Annotated in this window: 14 protein-coding genes; 5 read left to right on the forward strand and 9 right to left on the reverse strand. The window is 61.8% G+C overall.

Going from position 1 to position 20,646, the window contains the following annotated elements:
• Positions 1 to 63: 63 nt before the first annotated feature.
• Entirely contained in the window at positions 64 to 1,086 is a 1,023-nt protein-coding gene (locus tag NH396_RS01705; RefSeq protein ID WP_253061147.1) for a TRAP transporter substrate-binding protein, read from the reverse strand.
• A 538-nt stretch (positions 1,087 to 1,624) separates the two neighbouring features.
• Between NH396_RS01705 and NH396_RS01710 the strand changes: the two genes are divergently transcribed.
• Entirely contained in the window at positions 1,625 to 3,127 is a 1,503-nt protein-coding gene (locus tag NH396_RS01710; RefSeq protein WP_253061149.1) for a PLP-dependent aminotransferase family protein, read from the forward strand.
• A gap of 134 nt (positions 3,128 to 3,261) precedes the next feature.
• Here the strand turns inward: NH396_RS01710 and NH396_RS01715 are convergent, their stop codons facing one another.
• The 3 genes from NH396_RS01715 to thiO form a co-directional block, all read right to left on the reverse strand.
• Entirely contained in the window at positions 3,262 to 4,725 is a 1,464-nt protein-coding gene (locus NH396_RS01715; protein ID WP_253061151.1) for an FAD-dependent oxidoreductase, read from the reverse strand.
• Between the two features lie 115 nt (positions 4,726 to 4,840).
• Positions 4,841 to 5,227 carry a nuclear transport factor 2 family protein gene (locus NH396_RS01720; RefSeq protein WP_253061153.1) on the reverse strand — a complete coding sequence of 129 codons (387 nt, stop codon included), beginning with the start codon at positions 5,225 to 5,227 and terminating at the stop codon, positions 4,841 to 4,843.
• Between the two features lie 252 nt (positions 5,228 to 5,479).
• A complete protein-coding gene (gene thiO, locus NH396_RS01725; protein ID WP_253061155.1) occupies positions 5,480 to 6,619 on the reverse strand; it encodes a glycine oxidase ThiO in 1,140 nt (379 codons plus the stop codon).
• Positions 6,620 to 6,791: 172 nt separating this feature from the next.
• Here thiO and NH396_RS01730 point away from each other — a divergent pair, with 172 nt between their 5' ends.
• Entirely contained in the window at positions 6,792 to 7,886 is a 1,095-nt protein-coding gene (locus NH396_RS01730) for an AAA family ATPase (RefSeq protein WP_253061157.1), read from the forward strand.
• Positions 7,883 to 9,631 (forward strand): cobalamin biosynthesis protein CobT, encoded by a 1,749-nt coding sequence (locus tag NH396_RS01735; RefSeq protein ID WP_253061159.1) that lies wholly within the window; start codon positions 7,883 to 7,885, stop codon positions 9,629 to 9,631. Before NH396_RS01730 ends, NH396_RS01735 begins: the two co-directional genes overlap by 4 nt.
• 266 nt (positions 9,632 to 9,897) lie before the next feature.
• Here the strand turns inward: NH396_RS01735 and NH396_RS01740 are convergent, their stop codons facing one another.
• The 3 genes from NH396_RS01740 to xsc all read right to left on the reverse strand — a co-directional run bounded on the left by NH396_RS01740 (position 9,898) and on the right by xsc (position 14,499).
• Positions 9,898 to 11,355: a hypothetical protein gene (locus NH396_RS01740; protein ID WP_253061161.1), complete on the reverse strand. Its 1,458-nt coding sequence runs from the start codon at positions 11,353 to 11,355 to the stop codon at positions 9,898 to 9,900.
• Positions 11,356 to 11,500: 145 nt separating this feature from the next.
• Entirely contained in the window at positions 11,501 to 12,514 is a 1,014-nt protein-coding gene (pta, locus tag NH396_RS01745; protein WP_253061163.1) for a phosphate acetyltransferase, read from the reverse strand.
• A 164-nt stretch (positions 12,515 to 12,678) separates the two neighbouring features.
• Positions 12,679 to 14,499 (reverse strand): sulfoacetaldehyde acetyltransferase, encoded by a 1,821-nt coding sequence (xsc, locus tag NH396_RS01750; RefSeq protein WP_253061165.1) that lies wholly within the window; start codon positions 14,497 to 14,499, stop codon positions 12,679 to 12,681.
• Positions 14,500 to 14,799: 300 nt separating this feature from the next.
• On the opposite strand from xsc, the gene NH396_RS01755 reads away from it, so the two are divergent.
• Together NH396_RS01755 and NH396_RS01760 are read left to right on the forward strand one after the other, a co-directional pair.
• Positions 14,800 to 15,645 carry an IclR family transcriptional regulator gene (locus NH396_RS01755; RefSeq protein ID WP_176677599.1) on the forward strand — a complete coding sequence of 282 codons (846 nt, stop codon included), beginning with the start codon at positions 14,800 to 14,802 and terminating at the stop codon, positions 15,643 to 15,645.
• Positions 15,646 to 15,772: 127 nt separating this feature from the next.
• Complete coding sequence (locus NH396_RS01760) at positions 15,773 to 16,657, forward strand: DMT family transporter (protein ID WP_253061167.1); 885 nt, start codon at positions 15,773 to 15,775, stop codon at positions 16,655 to 16,657.
• Between the two features lie 224 nt (positions 16,658 to 16,881).
• Here the strand turns inward: NH396_RS01760 and NH396_RS01765 are convergent, their stop codons facing one another.
• Together NH396_RS01765 and NH396_RS01770 are read right to left on the reverse strand one after the other, a co-directional pair.
• Complete coding sequence (locus NH396_RS01765; protein ID WP_253061169.1) at positions 16,882 to 18,750, reverse strand: dihydroxyacetone kinase subunit DhaK; 1,869 nt, start codon at positions 18,748 to 18,750, stop codon at positions 16,882 to 16,884.
• Positions 18,751 to 19,061: 311 nt separating this feature from the next.
• A complete protein-coding gene (locus tag NH396_RS01770; RefSeq protein ID WP_253061171.1) occupies positions 19,062 to 20,345 on the reverse strand; it encodes a sensor domain-containing diguanylate cyclase in 1,284 nt (427 codons plus the stop codon).
• Between the last annotated feature and the right edge of the window lie 301 nt (positions 20,346 to 20,646).

Here is a 20,646-nt window from a genome sequence, read left to right on the forward strand (position 1 = left end):
ACAGGTGCCGGAAGGCAGGGGAATCCGGGCGGGCCTTGAAAGCCTCAGCCGTTCAGGAAATCTTCAGGGCGCGGTGGACGGATCACGTCCGAGGGTCTCGAGCACTTCGACCAGCTTGTCGCGGCCGCCGATGCTGTCATAGAAGTCCGGCCAGATGCTGGAGGCCTTGGCGATCCATTCCTTCTCATCATTGGCGGGCTGGGTGATGGTCATGCCGTGCTCTTCCACCAGCGATTTCTTGATGGAATCCTCGGTGGCCAGCAGGTAGTCGTAGCTATGGGACGTCGCCTCTTCACCAGCGGCCAGCACCAGCTTCTGCTGCTCTTCGCTGAGACTCTGGAAGGTGCCTTCGCCCATGATCAGCGGCTCCATCGAGAACACGTAACAGCTGTCGGTCACGTATTTCTGCACCTCATAGAACTTCATGGCATCGATGGTGATGTAGGGGTTGTCCTGGCCATCGACGACTCCCTGTTGCAGGGCGGTGAAGGTCTCGGACCACGCCAGCGGGTTGGGATTGACGCCCCAGGACTGATACGAAGAGATCATGATCTCGTTCTTGGGCACGCGGATGACCATGCCTTGCAGGTCTGCCGGTGAGGCGACCGCCTGCTTGGAGTTGGTCAGACGACGGCAGCCGGAATAGGCCCAGCCCAGAATGCGGATACCGGAATCACGCAGGGTGTTCTCGCGCAGCTCATCGCCGATCTTGCCTTGCGTCAGCGCCTTGGCATCGTCCGGGCCGTGGATGACATACGGCAGGGTCAGCACGCCGACGGTCGGCGAGAAGGGCGTCAGGTTGTTGATCGCCACCACGGACAGGTCAACGAGGCCCATGCTGGCGTTGTTGACGGTATCCTGCTCGCTGCCCAGCTGGCCGTTGGGGAACAGGTCCACCTTGATGTCGCCGCCGGATTTCTCTTCCACCAGGCTTGCGAAGGTCTTGCCCAGTTCATACTGGGTGCCGCCTGCCGCATCGCCGAGGGCCATCTTCCAGGTCGCGGCATTGGCGCCCGCGGCCATGCCCAGACTCGCGGCAGTCACCGTGATGGCCAGCGTGGTCTTGAAGGCACCGGTGCGAGTCATACCAGTGCGACCAAGGGAGCGGAGGTTTGAAAGGGTCTGTGTCGAGTCGATCATCTTGTCTGTCCCGTCGTTATTGTTGTTGCGGGCTCCTGACGGCTGCGCGTGATAGCGAGCGGGGTACTGCACCTCGTAACGTCAATGACTTCGCGTCTGCACCACTCTCTTGCAGCGCATCATGTCATTCACGATTGCCATCACCTGCTCATCTACAGCCCCAGGAAAGGGAGTGTGAAATCGCGTCGTGCTTGAACTGTGCTTTCGTTGTACCTGCCAGATCACTTTCCCCCCGTGCGCCATTCCTCGATAGAACCAATCCGTCGACATCGATGGGACCAGCTCCGGCTGGCTATTGCTCTCCTTGCGGCGCTCTGCCTCAATGATGACAGGCCGGGTTTGGCGGCCGGATCGTCCACGCCGGCCCGCACCGCGCTTCCCGGCGCTGCCTACCAGCAAAAGGCATGAAAAATGCATATAAAACGAGAGCTTATGGTAAAAAGTCCTAGTAACGACACTCTCGCGACAACAATAGAGAACATGCATGAGTCATCCGCTGTTTCACCTTGATTCCTCGCGCAAGGAAAGCCTGCAATTCCAGATTCGTGAGCAGATCTCCCAGGCGATTCTCGAAGGCCATCTGCCACGTGATGTCGCGCTGCCCTCCAGCCGCAAGCTGGCCCGCGAGCTGAATGTCGCGCGCAATACCGTGATGCTGGCCTACGAGCAGCTGCTGGAAGATGGCTTTCTCATCGCGCGCGAGCGCAGCGGTTACTTCATCAATCCCGAGATTCTCAAGGGTCGCGCCGATACGCCGGTGCGTCTCAATGACATCGAGGCCGACAGCCTCGACTGGGATGAGCGGCTGGCCTTCAAGCCGTCCAGGCAGCGCACCATCGAGAAGCCCGGTGACTGGCACCAGTACGACTACCCCTTCCTCTATGGTCAGCTGGACCCGGAATTCTTTCCCACCCAGCACTGGCGCGAATGCAGCCGCGACTCGATGAGCGTGCCGTCGATCCGCAGCTGGTCGGTGGACCACCTCAACAATGACGACCCGCTGCTGATCGAGCAGATCCATCAGCGGCTGCTGCCGCGCCGCGGTGTCTGGGCAAGCCCGGAGGAGATTCTGATCACGGTAGGTACGCAGCAGGCGCTGTGGATCAGCTGCATGCTGCTGCTCAAGCAGGGCCAGCGCTTCGCGATGGAGAACCCCGGCTACGTCGACATGTACAACATCGCCAGCACCTTCACCGATGACATCCAGCTGCTGCCCATCGACGACAAGGGCATGCAGCCGGTGGAGTCACTCAAGGACTGCCGACTGGTCTATGTCTCGCCCAGCCATCAGTCACCGACCACCGTCACCCTGCCGCTGGAGCGTCGCCGCCAGCTGCTGGATATGGCCGAGACCGGCAACTTCCTGATCATCGAGGACGACTACGAGAGCGAGAGCAACTACGCCGACAACCCGACACCGGCGCTCAAGAGCCTGGACCGCCACAAGCGGGTCATCTATGTCGGCAGCCTGTCCAAGACTCTCGCCCCCGGGTTGCGACTGGGCTACATGGTGGCGCACCCCACGCTGATTCGAGAGGCTCGCGCCCTGCGCCGTTTGATGCTGCGCCATCCGCCGACCAACAATCAGCGTGCGGTGGGGCTGTTCATCGCGCGTGGCTATCACGACAGCCTGATCAATCAGATGCATCAGGTGATGCAGCGGCGCTTCCTGCTGATGCGCGACGCCATCCAGCGCCATCTGCCGATGATGAGCACGCCCGCGATCTACGGCGGCTCGTGCTTCTGGATGCAAGGCCCCGACACGCTCGATGCCCACCGCCTCGCTGCCCTCGCCCGTGAGCGCAGCATCCTGATCGAGGTCGGTGACCTGCACTTCTTCCACGATCGCGACAGCCATCGCCACTACTTCCGGCTTGGCTTCTCGGCGATTCCGGAAGCGCGCATCGAGACCGGCATTCTCAAGCTGGCCGAGCTGGTACCGCTGGCGATGGAGGCATCCGAAAGCGTCATCGACATGAGCGCTTGATTCTCGACAGGAGATTATGAAAAATGATTACCCTATAGCTAAAAAGAGACTCCCTGAATGACCAATAATACTTGGCAATCAGGGAGTCTCTTGTCTTTCGGGCAATCGCACTTGCAGATAATCGCACTTGCAGACTACTGCGCTTCGTCCTTCATCGCGTACCAGCGATACAGGCAGCGCTGGCCGGTGCGGCGGAACGGCGCGAACAGCGGCGACTCGACCTTGTTGAGCACATTGGGATACGGCAGGCGTGACTGGAAGATCGGCAGCACCAGATCGGCGGCGTCCTTGGCAATCCACTGTGCCAGACGCTTGCCCGCCTGGGCGGAGTACATCACGCCGTTGCCGCCATAGCCCATGGCGTAATAGATGCTCTGCTTCGGGTCCGGCTGATGGATGCGCGGCATCATGTCGTGACTGACATCCACCCAGCCCCACCAGGAATAATCGACCTCGATGCCCTGCAGCGCCGGGAACTTGCGATGCATGTCGGCGATCAGCAGCTGCTCGTACTTCGCCTTGGGCGCGTCACGGCCTGACACGGCACTGCGACTGCCGATCTGCAGGCGGTTGTCCGGCAGCAGGCGGTAGTAGTGACGCAGCACCCGGGTATCGGTGAGTACCTGATGGGTATGGAAGCGGGTCGCCTCGATTTCCTGCGCCGTCAGCGGGCGCGTCACCAGCGAGTTGGAGAGCACCGGCATCAGCCGCTTGTCGAGCTCCGGATGCAGCTTGCCGGAGGTGTAACCGCCAGTGGCCATGCCCACCGAGCGCGCCTTGACCACACCACCCGGCGTCGTCAGATAGTGCACGCCATCGCGGGTCTCGAAGCGCTCCACCGGGCTTGCCGGGTGCACCTTGACGCCCAGGCGGCGCGCCTTGCGCAGATAGCCGAAGGCCAACTTGCCCGGGTGCACGCCGATGCCTTCCGGCTCGTGCATCGCGCCGCAGGCCTCTTCGTCGCCGACCCACTCGTTGCGCACCGTGGCGCCATCGATGATGCGGGCGTCGTAGTTGAAGGTCTCGCGCAACAGGCGCGCTTCCTTCTCCAGCCCCGGCATCATGCGCTCGCGGTGAGCGATATACAGATGGCCGCCCGGCTGCGGATCGCAGTCGATGTCCTTGATCAATTCCTTGAAATTCTCCATGCCCTCGACGCACTCGCGGTGCAGGCCGTGGGCGGCCTCGAGACCGTAACGCTCGATCCACTGCGAGCGCTTGAGGCGACCGGTGGCGCACTGCGCCTGACCGCCATTGCGGGTCGAACAGCCCCAGCTGACCCGATTGGCCTCCAGCACGGTGGCCTTGATGCCGTACTTCTCGGCCAGCACGATGGCAGCGCTCAGACCGGTGAAGCCGGAACCGACGATCACCACATCGGCGTCGATATCGCCCATCACCGGGCCATCGTCTGCCGGCGGCTCGCCGGCGGTGGCGACCCAGTAGGTCGGCGCGTAATCGCGCCCTTCGCCGGGGGTGGCGCTCACCATCGGGTCATAGGCCGGGTCATACGGCCGGGAGGCCTGAGTGGCCGGGCGCTGTGGTGACTCGCTGCCCACCTCATCTAGCCGGGCGCCATGCTGCACGATAGTTTCCATCTCGAACACCTCCTCTCACCCACGGGGCGCACGCCACGACCTGACGCCATGACGCGCTGCCCCTGGGCAAAGACAGCTTCAGAAACCTCATCCCTGATCGATACGCCGCTGGCGCTCAGACGTTGACGGGCGGACGGTTCTTGCGGAAGGCATTCTTGATCGCGATCTTGCCGTCACGCAGCGTGAAGGCGTCGATCATGCGCGCTTCACTGCGCGCGCCATCGGCGGTGGTGCCGGTGTAGGTGCTGATGACGAAACCGCGCTCGCCCTCGGCGAAGATTTCCGCGTCGATCCACTGGGCATCCGGCGCGTTCTGCCAGGCGGCGGAGAGACCCGCACGCACGGCGTCCTGACCGGCGAAGGTCTTGCCTTCCAGCTCCGGCCCGGCGATGGCGAGGAATTCGCAGTCATCGGTCATCATCGACAGGCAGTCATCGATGTCGTGACGGTTGAGGGCGTCGCAGAAGGCAGTCAGCAGTTCGATGGTCGCTTGGTGAGTCATGGGTCGGGCTCCGCGGTCTTGTTGTTGGGCTTGTTGTTGGGCTTGTCGTTCGAGCGTGTCGTTTGAGCAAGGGCGACAGCAGGCGCTGCGCCATGACCCGAGACTACGCCGACACCTGCACTGCCCTTTAGCACCAGTTGACCACCAGCGATTGGGCCAGTTGGTACCAGCGCTGCTGCCCTGGTGCCAACTGGTCCCATCGCACCGCGCTGATGCCGTACCAAGGCCATCCGATCGCCGCCCTCGGACGATTCAGCCTGCGAGGGCCGTGGGCGCTGCCACGCCCGGTGGCGTGAAGGCCTCCGCTGACATGAAGCTCTCTCGCCCGAGCAGGATGTCACTGAGCAGGCGCGTGGCGGCGGGCGCCAGCACCAGACCATTGCGGTAGTGGCCGGCATTCACGTAGAGGCCGTTCAGCCCCGGCACCGCGCCGATGAAGGGCGTGCCATCCGGCGTGCCCGGACGCAGACCTGCCCAGTGATGTTCCGGCGCCAGATCCCCCAGCGCAGGCAGGATGCTCGCGGCGCTGGCATGCAACGACTCGCGCGCCTGCGTGGTAGTGGACTTGTCGAAGTCCTGATGCTCCAGGGTCGAGCCGATCAAAATCCGCCCATCGGCGCGCGGAATCACGTAGCGGCCATCGCACAGCACCACTCGCGACAATAGCGGCGCATCCACGCTGCAAAGCCCCGCCGCCACCGGATTGAACACCATCATCTGGCCCTTCACCGGGCGCACCGGCAGCAGTACGCCGGCGGCCGCCAGCAGCCTGCCACTCCAGGCGCCGCCACACACCACGACGTTGTCTGCGCTGACGGTCTCATCAACAAGCCGTGCGCCCGTGACACGCGACGGCGTGGCAAGCACCAGCTGGGTGACCTCGCACTCTTCACGCACCCGGATACGCGGGTGGGCCAGCAGACGCGCACGCAGCGCCTGACCGAGGCGCGGATTGCGGATGCTGCCCAGTGTCGGCATCCACAAGGCTTCCTGATGGCCCGCGACCAGATTCGGTTCACGCGCGTAGAGCGCCTCCTGACCGATCACCTCCAGCGGCTTGTGCTGGGTGCGCGCCCAGTCCAGGGCCAGCGCCTCGTCCTCGACCCGCAGGTAGATCAGCCCCTTCTGGCGATACTCCGGATCGATGCCGGTGGCGTCCTTGAGCGCCTCGGCAAGCCTGGGGTATTCGCCTTCTGACCAGCGTGACAGTGATGAGATGGCACTCGAATAGCGCCACGGATACAGCGGCGAGACGATACCGCCACCGGCCCACGATGCCTCGTGCCCGCACTGGCCGCGCTCCAGCAGCGTGACCGTCTGGCCGGCCTCGGCCAGCTGCCACGCCATCATCATGCCGATCACGCCGCCACCAATGATCAGGGTATCGCTCATCTGCCTTGCTCCTGCGGGGGAATGAATAATCACAAATCTCATATTTCGATACGATTTGCATTATTTTTAGAAACAAAGCTATATTCAGGCCATTGCCGCCGTCCGCTGGCCACTGCATTCCCCTGCAGCCTCTGCGGCCAGCCACCGACAAGAATGACGAGGGAGACACCCCGTGAGCGATGCCACCTTGACGCCTTCCAGCGATGCCCAACACCCTGCCAGCGATGCCGAGCAGCCGCTGCCCGCTGGCCAGTTGCAGGCCACCGAACTGCGCGGCGTGCGCGAGCTGTTCGATATCGACAGCGACCTCAAGGTGCCGGTCTTCCTGCATCGCGATGCCCATGTTCCGGAGATCGACACCGCCTACCGCTTCAATCCCGATGTTACCCTCGCCATTCTCGCCGGCTTCACCAACAACCGCCGCGTGATGGTTCAGGGCCTGCACGGCACCGGCAAGTCGACCCATATCGAGCAGATCGCCGCGCGCCTCAACTGGCCGTGCCTGCGCGTCAATCTCGATGGCCATGTCAGCCGGCTGGATCTGGTCGGCAAGGACGCCATCGTGATTCGCGACGGCGTGCAGATCACCGAGTTCCAGGAAGGCATCGTGCCCTGGTCGCTGACTCGCCCCATCGCGCTGATCTTCGATGAGTACGATGCCGGCCGTCCGGACGTGATGTTCGTCATCCAGCGCATTCTGGAGCGTGACGGCCACTTCACGCTGCTCGACCAGAATCGCGTGATTCGCCCGCATCCGCAGTTCCGACTGTTCGCCACCGCCAATACCGTGGGGCTCGGCAATCAGGACGGGCTCTATCACGGCACCCAGCTACTCAATCATGCGCAGATCGACCGCTGGAACATCGTCGCCAAGCTGGATTATCTGCCGCGTGAGGAAGAGGTGAAGATCGTGCTGGCGCGGGTGCCCGCCAAGGACAACGAGCGTGGCCGCGCCCTGATTCGCGCGATGGTCGCGGTGGCCGACCTCACCCGCAAGGGCTTCGCCAATGGCGACCTGTCGAGCCTGATGTCGCCGCGTACCGTGATCACCTGGGCGGAGAACTGCGAGATCTTCCGCAACCCGGCGCTGGCCTTCCGCCTCTCCTACCTCAACAAGTGCGATGAGCATGAGCGACCGCTGGTCGCCGAGTTCTATCAGCGTTGTTTCGCCAAGGAACTGGAGGAATCCGCGGCGCTGATGGAGAGCGACCTGATGGAGAGTGACCTGATGGATGAACAGGACAGTGACAAGGGAGTCCAGGCATGAGTGCGGCCCAGCAGGTACGTCGTCGTCAGCAGTATCTCGAGGAGCTTGCGGCGGCGAGTCTCGGGGCACTCAGCGGCCAGGCCGGCTGGGCCTATCGTGGGCGGCGCCTGAGCCGGCATGCTCGGGCGCTGCCATTGCGCACGCCGCATCTGCGGCTGGAAGAGAATGACTGTACGCTCGACAACTATCGCGCGGTCAGCGATGCCATCGCGCTGCGTCTGATCCACACCGACGAGGCGCTGCATCTGGCGGCGCGCCCGGCGCTGCCGGAAACCCGCCTGATCTATGATCTGCTGGAGCAGCTGCGTGTCGAGGCGCTGGTCGACCCTGACATGCCCGGCGTGAAGGAGAATCTGACGCGGCGCTTCACCGACTGGTGCCTGGCCTTCTATCACGCGGGCCTGACCGAGACGAGCAGCGGCATCCTCATCTACAGCGTCATCCAGTCGTGCTGGTCGCGCCTGATGGCCTGTGCGGTGATCCACGAGACGGAGGATTACATCGAGACGACGCGCGCCTCCTTCTATCAGGCGCTGGGCGCTGACATGGCGGGGCTGAGACGTACGCGCTTCGATCAGGCGGCCTATCAGCAGCATGCGCTGAACATCAGCCTGTGGCTGGAGCAGGAGCTGGCCGAATCGCTGGAGGAGCAGGGCGGCGAGGAGGATGACGACTCGGACGCCCGGCAGCGCTTCGCGCTGTTTCTGGAAAACGAGGATGAGGAAGCGAGCCTGCTCGACGAGCAGGCGGCAGCGCAGCTGCCGAGTCATCGGCGTGGCGCGCCGGAGGAATTGCTGCCCTATCAGGTGTTCACCACGGCCTATGACCGCGAGCTGGAACCTGCCAGACGCATGCGCGCGGCCCTGCTCGATGAGTATCGTCAGGCGCTGGATACGCGTCTGGCGGAGCAGAAGATCAACGTGCGGCGCCTGGCACGCCAGCTGGCGCGCCATTTCAGCTCTCCCAGGCGTGAGGGCTGGCACTTCGGGGAGGAGGAAGGAATCATCGATGGGCGGCGGCTGAGTCAGGTGATTTCCTCACCGGCCGAGCGGCGGGTCTTCCAGCGCGAGCGCTGGGTGCCCGAGGCCAGTGCCCAGGTCAGCTTCCTGATCGACTGCTCCGGTTCGATGAAGGTACATGGCGAGGCGGTGGCGATGCTGATCGAAACTCTCACCCGCGCACTCGACATGGCCGGTGTGCCCACCGAGGTGCTCGGCTTCACCACGGGTGCCTGGAATGGCGGCCGCGCCCTGAAGGACTGGCGTCGCGCCGGCAAGCCCGCGCGTCCGGGCCGCCTGAATGAAGTGCAGTATCTGATCTTCAAGCCCGCATCACTGGCGTGGCGACGTGCGCGCCGCCACTTCGGCGCCCTGCTCAAGGCCGATCTCTACCGCGAAGGCGTGGATGGCGAAGCCGTGCAATGGGCCTGCTCACGTCTCGCGGACAACGCCCCTGCCGACGAAGGCGCGCGCCGTCTGCTGGTCGTCATCTCCGATGGCAGCCCCTGTGACAGCGCCACCAACATGGCCAATGATGAACAGTACCTCGATAGCCACCTCAAGCAGGTCGTCGCGCAACAGACCCGCTCCGGCCGCCAGGCCATCCTCGGCCTCGGCGTCGGGCTGGACCTCAGCGCCTACTACCCCAACCAGCTGATCATCGATCTTGAGCGCACCCTCGACAACGCCCTCGCCGATGAAATCGTCTATCACATGGCGCTGGCGTGTCGGCATCAGGGGGTGTGAGCGCGAGGCGCACCATCATGTTTCCGTCACTCTTCACGGGAATGACCGTTCCACTCGATCACTGGCCGCCCACCACCTCGGCGGCGGGCTAGGACCCAGCGCCGCCTCCCCCTAACAGTATCCATCTGCCCCAGATGCCCTCTCCATAATGTAATTGCTGATGCAAACGTCCTTAATGCAAAAATGACGCTCTAAGACCGGTAAGACATAATGAAGTACTTTTCGACGCAACTATCCTACTTACACACTTTCATTTAAGCCATACCTCATATGCCAATAACGGTAGCTATAAATGTTACAACTGCAAAAAATATCGCCCATCTTTGTAGCCTTATGCTTGATATAGCCTGGCTTGTAGAATTAATAGTATCAAAAACGCTCTCAAGATACCTAACCTCCTTTTCAAGACGTTGAGCATCTTTATATGAGGCTTCTCTTAAGATTGTTTTTAAATCATGTTCACTTCGTTCATCCACGCTCCCAACTCTATTTAGACGAGGTAGTCCATACGTACTCCTTGCCTCGACCCCATTTTTATCATAGATATCTAAAACAACTGCTTTTATATCATATATCCATTCCATTGAAAGCTTTCTATAATCCTTCAAATTTCTTACAATCCTCTTATTATCACCACGCGATATATTATCTCGCATTTCGGAGAGTATGTAGCTATAGCTAGTCAAGAGAAAACCAACAGAGAACTCATTCATAATAGTCAAGACATCGCATTCAGCCCTCCTAATTAACTCAAAATCGGATGTATCTATACTATCCATACTGCTCATACTGTTTACACCAAAGGCATCTTTACGCCTACTATACAAATATAACTCACATTCAGAATTAATAACGGGGATACGAAAAGTGGAACCAATCCAATCACGTGAAGTCCAAAAACTATCTCCCGAGTCACATATAGAGCGAAACGAGGGTTTTTCTCTACATAGATCCGGTGAAATAACATTCGACTCCGAAACTATAAAATTAGTATTCGGGATACAAGAACCATCTATGTTCGAAAACACCCCAGGTATATTAGATTTAACCCATTGCGCACATACATCCTTACGCAATCTAAAAATATCACTTGACATACGCTCACGTATATTAGTTGGCATTTCAATATTATCAAAGTGATTTAAATCCTTACCTAGAAAAACAAATCTAACATAATCAATAAAACTATACCTCTTTCCGCGTGTAACTACAGCGGTATATTCAGAAGTTAAAATATCCTGTAATGATCCTGATACCTTTTTATCGAAAATGAAAAGAATATTTAACGCCGTGATACTGGGCGAGATAGAACATAAAGTTGGTTTTATTGAAACAACACCGCTTGGTAAAACAGCTTTTTCCCGACAATCAGTACTAAGTAATTTCCCCGTTCTATCTGAGACTATAGGTTCAAAATATTTTCGGCCAGAAAAAGTACCTCGACGTAGACTATTTATCCAATCACTAGCCGACTGATCGGAAAATCCTGAGTCGCCCCATCCTAATTTTTTAATTTTTTTTACGAGCTCTCTTGCTAAAGACGGCGTATAAAGCTCTGTTACCCATGTAGCAGGAAAGCTAATCATCTCATCAGATGGAATTTTGCTATATTCATTTTCGCAGTCAACTAAGTTTCTTTGAACAACAGAAGCACTCTTCTCTTTTCTAATGTACTTAAAGAGAAATTTGGATCTAAAAAATAGTAATTTTAAATAATTAATCATAGCTAACTTAACCCCAACTACAGCTTGATGGTGATATCGGTATTATGGTCAATGATATAACACTACTCCCAACAAGTGAATTTAAATCATGCCGAACAAAACTATATGTCCGGCATTGAAATAACTCAAAGAAATAAATCCAGCCTTACTGATTACGCTGCTGTGCCTGAACGACAGTCACCGCAATGACATTGAGGATGTCGGCGGTGGAGCAGCCGCGCGAGAGGTCGTTGGCGGGTTTGGCGAGGCCCTGGAGCAGCGGGCCGATGGCTTCTGCGCCGCCGATGCGTTCGGCGAGCTTGTAGCCGATGTTGCCGGCTTCCAGATTGGGGAACACCAGCACGTTGGAGGTGCCCTTGACGCGCGAGGTGGGCAGCTTGCGCTCAGCGATTTCCGCCACGATGGCGGCGTCGAGCTGCACATCTTCATCGATGGCGATATCCGGGCGTTGCTCGCGCACGCGATGCGCGGCCTGCACCACCTTGTCGACGGCGGCGTGATGCGCGCTGCCATTGGTGGAGAACGACAGCATCGCCACCCGCGGGTCTTCCCCGAGCAGAGCCTGGGCGCTGTCGGCAGCGGCCAGCGCGATCTGCGAAAGCTCCTCGGCGTCGGGGTCTATCACCAGCCCGCAGTCCGAGAAGATCATGCCGCCCTTCAGGTTGTGGAACGGCTTGCACAGCATCATCAGAAAAAAGCTGGAGACCAGCTTGCTGCCCGGCGCCAGCCCGAGCAGTTGAATGGCGGTGCGCACCACATCGGCCGTGGTCAGTACGGCGCCGGCCACCGAGCCATCCGCCAGGCCTTCGCGCACCAGCATGTTGGAAAACGTCAGTGGATCACGAATCTTCTCGGCGGCAAGCTCCATCGTCATGCCCTTGGCCGCGCGATGCGCGTGCAGCGCCTCGGCAAGCCTGGCGGTGTGCTCGGAGGTGGCGGGGTCGATCAGCATGAGCCGGGCCAGCGCCTGATCCTCAAGCCCCGCCTCTCTGGCGGTGGCGGCGATGACAGTGGGGTCGCCCACCAGCATCACCTGCGCCAGGCCCTGTTCCGCCGCATTCACCGCCGCCTGCACCACCCGCATGTCCTGCCCTTCGCAGAGCACGATACGGCGCGGGTCTGCCTTGGCCCGCGCCAGAATGTTGTTGAGTGCCTTCATGTCTGTCTCCTCGCTGCCCCTGCAGGCAACCGACACATCCAAAAAGCCCCGGACATCTGAAATGGCCGGGGCAAGGGAGAGCTCCAGTCCTGCTTGCGCGTCGCGCTATCGCTTGAACATCACGCTGCCATCCATGACCTGCACAGCGCGATCAGCGATCGGCGTTACACGTAATCCTGATACTTCTCGAGCAGACGCACCGGCTTCTTGAGGGCATCGCGGCGGAACGGGTCGCCCAGTTCGCGAGTACACATCACCTCGATGACGCAGGTCTTGCCTTCGTTCATCTGCATGTCGACGGCCTTCTTGAGGGCCGGGCCCACGTCTTCCAGACGGTCGACGGTGATGCCTTCGGCACCCATGGAGCGGGCGATCTCGGCGAAGCTCTGATTGTCCAGCTCACCGGCGACGAAGCGACGGTTATAGAACTCGACCTGGTTCTTCTTCTCGGCGCCCCACTGACGGTTGTGGAAGACGACAGCCGTGACCGGAATGTCGTGACGCACGGCGGTCATGATTTCCATCAGGCTCATGCCCCAGGCGCCGTCACCGGCGTAGGCGATGGCCGGACGTTCCGGCGCGGCAGTCTTGGCACCCATGATGGTCGGCAGCGCGTAGCCGCAGTTGCCGAAGCTCATCGGGGCGAAGAAGCTGCGCGGCTTGTCGAAGCGCAGATAGCTGTGGGCCACGGAGTTGATGTTGCCGATGTCGGTGGAGACCATGACATCTTCCGGCATGGCCTTTTCCAGCTCTCGCAGAACCTGACGCGGGTGCAGGTATTCGCCGCCGGAGAACGGCTTCTCATCCTTGGCCTCGTCGATGGCGTCGAGGCTGAAGGCGTCCTTCTCGTGGGTCCACTCGTCCAGCTCCGCTTCCCAGGCGGCCTTCTCTTCGCGGATGGTGCTGAGGCGCGAGTCCTTGGAGGCATCGCATTCCAGCGTGCGGCCTGCCAGGCGCTCGGTCAGGGCGATGGCCGCTTCACGCGCATCGCCGCAGATGCCGACGGAGATCTTCTTCACCAGGCCCAGCATCTTGTGGTCGGCGTCGATCTGGATGATCTTCGCGTCCTTCGGCCAGTAGTCCATGCCGTGCTGCGGCAGGGTACCGAACGGCCCGAGACGGGTGCCCAGCGCGATGACCACATCGGCCTGGGAGATCAGCTTCATGCCCGCCTTGGAACCCTGGTAGCCGAGCGGACCACACCACAGCGGGTGGCTGGCCGGGAAGGAATCGTTGTGCTGGTAGCTGTTGACCACCGGCGCGCCGAGACGCTCTGCCAGTGCCTTGCACTCCTCGACGCCATCGGCCATCACCACACCGCCACCGGAGACGATGACCGGGAACCTGGCGCTGGCCAGCAGCTCGGCCGCCTCATCCAGACTCTTGCTGCCACCCGGGCCGCGGTCGACACGTGCCGGCTTGGGAATCTCGCATTCGATCTCGCCATAGAAGTAGTCACGCGGAATGTTGAGCTGGGTCGGGCCCATCTCGGACATGGCGCGATCGAAGCAGCGACCGGTGTATTCCGCCATGCGCGACGGGTGAGTCACGTGGCCCTGGTACTTGGTGAATTCCTGGAACATCGGCAGCTGCTTGCATTCCTGGAAGCCGCCCAGGCCGATGCCGGTGGTGCCGGCTTCCGGCGTGACGATGACCACCGGGCTGTGCGCCCAGTAAGCGGCCGCGATGCCGGTGACGCAGTTGGAGATGCCCGGACCGTTCTGGCCGATCACCATGCCGTGACGGCCGGAGACACGAGCATAGCCGTCGGCCATGTGGGCAGCGCCCTGCTCATGCACCACCGGAATGAGGCGAATGCCGGCCGGCGCGAAGATGTCCATCGCATCCATGAAGGCGGAACCCATGATGCCGAACATGTCGGTGACGCCATTGGCGACCATGGTTTCCACGAAGGCCTCGGAAGGGGTCATCTTCTGCTTGCCCTGCACGACCTTGCGATTGTCTGCGCTGTCTTGAGTGCTCATGGCGTCTCCAACTTTTGAATTTTATGTTTATTGATACATTTAGTTCCGATTACCGAAACATGTGACCAAAATTAGCCCTCACCGAGCAGTCCGTCAAGCACGATTTCGAAAAATGATGAAAAACGCACCTTTTTTAGAAACTTCTTCCGATGAATGGAGTACTGTTACAGTAGGCGCAGCAACGCAAGGCACTGACGGGCCGCGCGTTTGCGCGCCATACTGCCCCGCGCATGACGGCTCGACACACGACCGCCCCGGCGCACGACCGTTCAGCGCACGGATCGAAAGAGGAAAACGCCCATGAACAGTGCCACCCAACCCCACACGAGCCTGCCGCATGACCGCAAGGACAGCGACACCGCCAGGGAAGGCAGCAAGATAGAGGGTGATACACCTGCCCAGCGCCTGCTGGCACTGCTGGAGGTGATCGCCGCCAAGGACCAGTTCTTCACGTTGCAGGGGCTGGTGGAAGAGACCGGCCTGCCCAAGCCGACGCTGCATCGCATGCTGCAGCAGCTGGAAGGCAGCGGCATGCTGCAGCGCGAGGCGGACAACCGCCATTACAGCAAGGGCAGCCGCCTGCGCCGTCTGGCGGAGAACCTGCTGCTCAACGACACCGTGCAGGGTGCCCGCCACGGCGTGCTCAACCGGCTGATGGAAGAGGTCGGCGAGAGCTGCAACATCACGGCGCTGTCCGGCAGCGAGGTGCTGTATCTGGACCGCGTCGAGACCCAGGCCCCGCTGCGCTTCTATCTGCACCCCGGTTCCCGGGTGCCGGTGCATTGCTCCGCCAGCGGCAAGCTGTTTCTGGCCCAGATGCCGCCCGCCCAGCGCCGTCGTCTGCTGACCGGCACGCCGCTGAACGCGATGACACGCAATACCCTGACCGACATCGAATCCGTCGAGGCCGAGATCGAGCAGGTCCGCCAGCAGGGCTTCGCGCTGGATGACGAGGAATTCCTGCCCGGGCTGGTGTGCATCGCGGTGCTGGCGCCCAATCCCGATGGGCCCTCCAACATCGGCGTGGCCATCCAGGCGCCGGTGATGCGCCAGTCGCGCGAGGACATGCTCAAGCATCTGCCGGCACTCGAGCGCGCCGCCCGCGATATCGCCGCCATCCAGCGTGGTGCGATACCCTCCGCCTGAGGCCAGCGGGCTGGAGCTGGAGCTGGGCCTGGGAAAGAAGAGCGACAGGCACAAGGTCATGCTTCCCGTGACGCGCATGAGGGGCTAGCCTGTCGGACTGCCTTTTACACACCACGTCGAGAACACCATGTCCGCCAGCGATGCCTTGCGTCTTGTCCTGCTTTCCAGCCTCTGGGGCATGTCTTTCATCTTCATGCGCGTGGCTGCGCCGGAATTCGGCCCGACCACGCTGATCCTGCTGCGCATGGGCATCGGCGCGCTGGTGCTGGCCCCGCTGCTGCTGGGCGTGGGCCGGTTGAAGCTGCTGTGGGAACACAAGGGCCCGCTTGCGGTGCTGGGGCTGACCAGTCAGGCGCTGCCCTTCTGCCTGCTGGCGCTGGCCACCACCCAGCTGGAAGCCGGTTTCACCTCGCTGATCAATGCCACCACGCCGCTGTTCACCGCGCTGCTGGGCATGGCGCTGTTCGCCACGCCGATCCAGAAGCAGCAGTATCTCGGCCTGGCCGTGGCCTTCAGCGGTGTCTATGTGCTGTCGAGCGATCGCCTCGACTTCCAGCTCGGCGGCGATGGCTGGTTCATCCTCGCCGCCCTCGGCGCGACCTTCTGCTACGGCTTCGCCTCCAACTTCTCGCGCCAGCGCCTGAGTCACCTGCCCTCACCGGTGCTGGCTGCAGGCAGCTCGCTGATGTCGTCCCTGCTGCTGCTGATTCCGGGCCTGTGGATGTGGCCGACGACCAGCGTCAGCCTGGAGGCCTGGGGCAGCGCGATCGCGCTGGCGGTGCTCAGCACCAGCCTGGCCTTTCTGATCTTCTTCCGCCTGCTGGCCAGCGCCGGCGCCACCGCGACCACCTCGGTGACCTTCCTGGTACCGGTCAGCGCGCTGCTATGGGGCAACATGCTGCTCGATGAGGTGATCGATGCGCGCATCCTCACCGGCATGGGCATCACCCTGCTGGGCACCGCCATCGCCACCCGTCTGATTCGCCTGCCGACACGTCAGAAAGTCGCCTGACCGCTGGCCTGGCCACATAATGCAAGAAGGCCCGCCCCTGAACATGAGGTTCATGGGCGGGCCTTCTGGTTTATGGGGCTTTTGCTTTATGGGGCTTTGGTTTTAGAGCTTTTGGGGGCTGGAGAGCTCAGACACTGGCCATTCGGGTCAAGCGACTCAGCCATTCACTCAAATCAGCCGGTCAATCACATCAGCCGGTCACTCAAATCAGCCGGTCAACCGTATCAGCCCGCCGCTTCCTCGGCGGCATCGGCCAGCGCTTCGAAGACACGCGCCACGGCTTCCGCGCCCGGGTCGCTGTTGCCGACCAGATGCGCGGCGGGCACGTAGGCGGAGCGTCCGGCGCGTGCGCGCTCCATCGCGGCGGTGGCATCCGCTCCCTCACGGGCGGCGCGCGCCATGCCACCCCAGTCGACACGCCCACCCGGGGTGGCCTGCAACGAAGACTGCAATGCCTCCAGCGCCGGCAACAGCGCATCCAGCAGGCTGCGGTCGCCGCGTGAGGCGCCGCCGTAATGCTGCATGCGGGCGACGCCGTGACTCAGGGCATCGTGCCAGCGCTGGCTCATTGGCGCCTGGCCATGCGTGTCCGACTGCTCCTTCCAGCGGGTGGCGGCGGCGGTGAACAGCGTCGAGAGCAGCACACCACTGGAGCCACCCATGCCGTGGGCCAGCTGCTTGCCGATGGTGGCCATCAGCTCGCCGGAATCACCACATGCCAGCTCGCAGTCTTCCAGCGCTTCGATCACCGCGCGCGCGCCACTGGCGAAGGTGCTGCCGGTATCACCGTCGCCGCTGATGGCATCGAGTCGGTCGAGATCCGCCTCGCTGGCAAGCAGGACTTCCAATGCCGCGCGCAGGCGTTGCTCGACCTGCGGATCGCCCGGCAGGCCGGCACGCGATTTCACGCCACGGGCGGCACGCGCCTGGCAGTCGGCCTTGGCCTGGGCACGTCTGGCATCCGAGGCCTCATCACTGGCGGTTCTGACGGCGTCCTGACTCGGCGTGAAGTGCGCCAGTGGCGTCACCGATTGCACGCCCGGCCAGGCCACCGGCGCGCAGCTGGCGCTGAGCGCCTCTTCTAGCAAGCTATCCAGCGGCAGCAGCGTCAGCGAGAAACCGTGCATGTCCAGCGAGGTCATCAGCGGTTGCGGGCCGACCACGGCATGGATGCCCAGCGCCTGCAGCGACGGATGGGTCAGCGCTTCTTCCAGCAGCAGGCTGCGCTCCAGCGCCGAGCAACCGCCCAGATCATTGATCAGCAGCAGATGGCCGCTGGCCGGCAGGTCGCCGCCGACATCCTTGCGCGAATGACCCTGCACCAGCGCCGTGACCACGGTGTCCATGACCGCATGCACGCCGTGGGTGCCCGAGTTGCTGCCAAGCTCCAGCGCCATGGCGCCCGGCTCGCCGTGAATGCCTAGCCCCAGTTCCGGTGCGCGCTGCTCACGCGGCTTGCCGGGATGACGGCCGACATTGAAGGCCACGCCCAGGGTTGAACAGCTGTCGCCGACGCGACGCGCGATGGCGGTGATTTCCTTGAGGCCCGCCCCCCGTGCCGCCAGCGCACCGGTGACCTTGTGCACCAGCAGCGTGCCGGCCAGCCCACGCGGCTGCGGATTGTCGGGCAGCGCCACATCGTCGGCGACGATGACCATCTCGACCTTGAAGCCTTCCTGGCGCGCCCGCTCGGCGGCCAGCCCGAAGTTGAGGCGATCCCCGGTGTAGTTCTTGACGATCAGCAAGGCCCCGGCCTCACCGGTGACTTCGCGGATCGCCGCCAGCACGGCGTCCACCGTCGGCGAGGCGAACAGCTCACCACACACGGCGGCTGTCAGCATGCCAGCACCGACGAAGCCTGCGTGCGCGGGTTCATGCCCCGAGCCGCCACCGGAAATCAGCGCGACCTGATCACGCGCCCAGTCATCACGCGCCCAGTCATCACGCACTACCAGGCGCATGCCACTGGCGGGGTCTGACAGCCGCACGCCACTGCCATCCGGGTGGCGCAGTCGTGCGCAGCCTTCCAGGGCCTCGCCGACGACCTGGCGTGGCTGATTGATGAACTGTCGGCCAGACTCGCTGCTACTCATCCTTCTCTCCTTGAGGACACTCGCCCTGCTGATAAAGGCGGCACTGGAGGCCGCCGCTCATGCCTGTCCTGTGCCACGACGCTTCCATGACGCTCGGGGCCTCGGCTCATCCTGCCTTGCCGCTCCCCCAGCGTCGTTCGCGACCTTGCCGGATGCAATAGTCATATCAGAAAATGATGGCATTCGCGCTGCAGCGTTGTGCCACGCCCATCAGTCGAGTGGCCTGAAAGACAAAAGCCCCCCGACGCCTGCGCGTGCGGGGGGCTTGGAATGCCGAGTGTCACCGGGGCGTGTATTCAGGGTCATGCCTCTCACCTTTCCTCTCTCACCTTTCCTCTCTCACCTTTCTTCTCTGGCCTTGATGCCGCGGCTGGCTGTCTCGCTGGCAGGGCCGGTGGCAAGGGCGCCTGACGAGGTGGTGGCGATGAGGCAGGCCTCAGTGCCGGTGCCGGCTCCAATTTGGGCTCCGGTTCCGGTTCCGGTTCCGGTTCCGGTTCCGGTTCCGGCTCCGGTTTCGGCGCAGGTCTCAGCTTCGATTCAGCCTCCGGATGCAGCCAGGAAGGCAGCCGACTGGCGGGGGCCTGCTGACTCGCGGTCCGGTTGTCGCCCTCGCGGTCTTCCCGCGTCGAGTGAACCTTGAAGCCGTGCTTGCCGTGGTGCTTGACTCGATACATCGCCTGATCGGCCTGTTCCAGCGCCAGCCCGAAGCGATTGTCGGCTTCGCGCCCGAAACAGATGCCGATGCTCAGGCCGACGCAGCCGAGGCCACCGCTGATCTCGAGGGGATGCGCGAAGCGCTCCAGCCAGCGACGGGCGATATGTTCGACACGCGGCAGTGTCATGCGGGGCAGCTGAAAGAGGAATTCATCGCCGCCGAAACGCGCCGAGAGATGCTGGTGGATGCTCAGTCGATGCAGCTCATCGTTCAGGCCATGCGCGACCAGCACCAGCACTTCATCGCCGGCACGATGGCCGAACTGGTCATTGACCTGCTTGAAGCCGTCAAGGTCGATGAAGATCAAGGCACTGTCATCGGCCAGCGGTCGCTGATGCCAGCTGTTGATGGCCTGACGATTGGCAAGCCCCGTCAGGGCATCGGTGCTGGCCAGCGCATTGAGGCGCGCTTCGTAGTCTTTCTCATGACTGATGTCGGTATGCGTGCCCAGCAGGCGCAGGGCATCGCCGTGCTCATCGCGTTCGACTACCCGCCCGCGGTCGGCGACCCAGGTGATGCTGCCATCGCGAGCCAGCATGCGATGCACGACCTGATAGACCTCGGTGCGCCCCTCCAGGTGGTCATTGAGGTTGGCGAGCACTTCCTCGCGGTCTTCCGGGTGCAGGTGCTCACGCCAGACATCGAAATGGGCGTTCAGCTCGCCCGGCTGGTAGCCCAGCATGCGTCCCCAGCGATAGTTGAAGATGGTGAGCTTGCCGCTGGGCACCTCGAGTTGCCAGAGGCGCAGGCCGGTACCGTCGAGCGTCGCCGACAGTTTTTCCTCCAGTCCCGCCAGTCGGCGTTCAAGGCGGGCCTTGTCGCGCTCCATCTGCTTGAGTGCTTGTTCCAGTGATTGTTCACGCAGACTCTTGTGTGCCATGCCAGGCCCCCGGTCGACTCCTTGTCCTGCATCCTGTTTATCCATCGGCACCACGGCGAACTCCCTGTTCGCTTGCCGATGCATCGCTCACGGTCTTCTGTTCTGTCTTGTCGTTCTGTCTTGTCGTTCTGTCTTGTCGTTCTGTCTTGTCGTTCTGTCTTGCGATGCTCTTCCTAGCATCCTTCGCGCTTCGCTACCCAGCTTGGTGACTGGGCGGCTGTCGCCCGCTCGAGGTCAATAAGCATTAACTGTAGCTTAAATATCTAAAGCAGAACCTACCGATATAACGTTAAGATGTGAC

The organism is Cobetia sp. Dlab-2-AX (assembly GCF_024124625.1).
In the GTDB taxonomy this organism is placed as follows: domain Bacteria; phylum Pseudomonadota; class Gammaproteobacteria; order Pseudomonadales; family Halomonadaceae; genus Cobetia.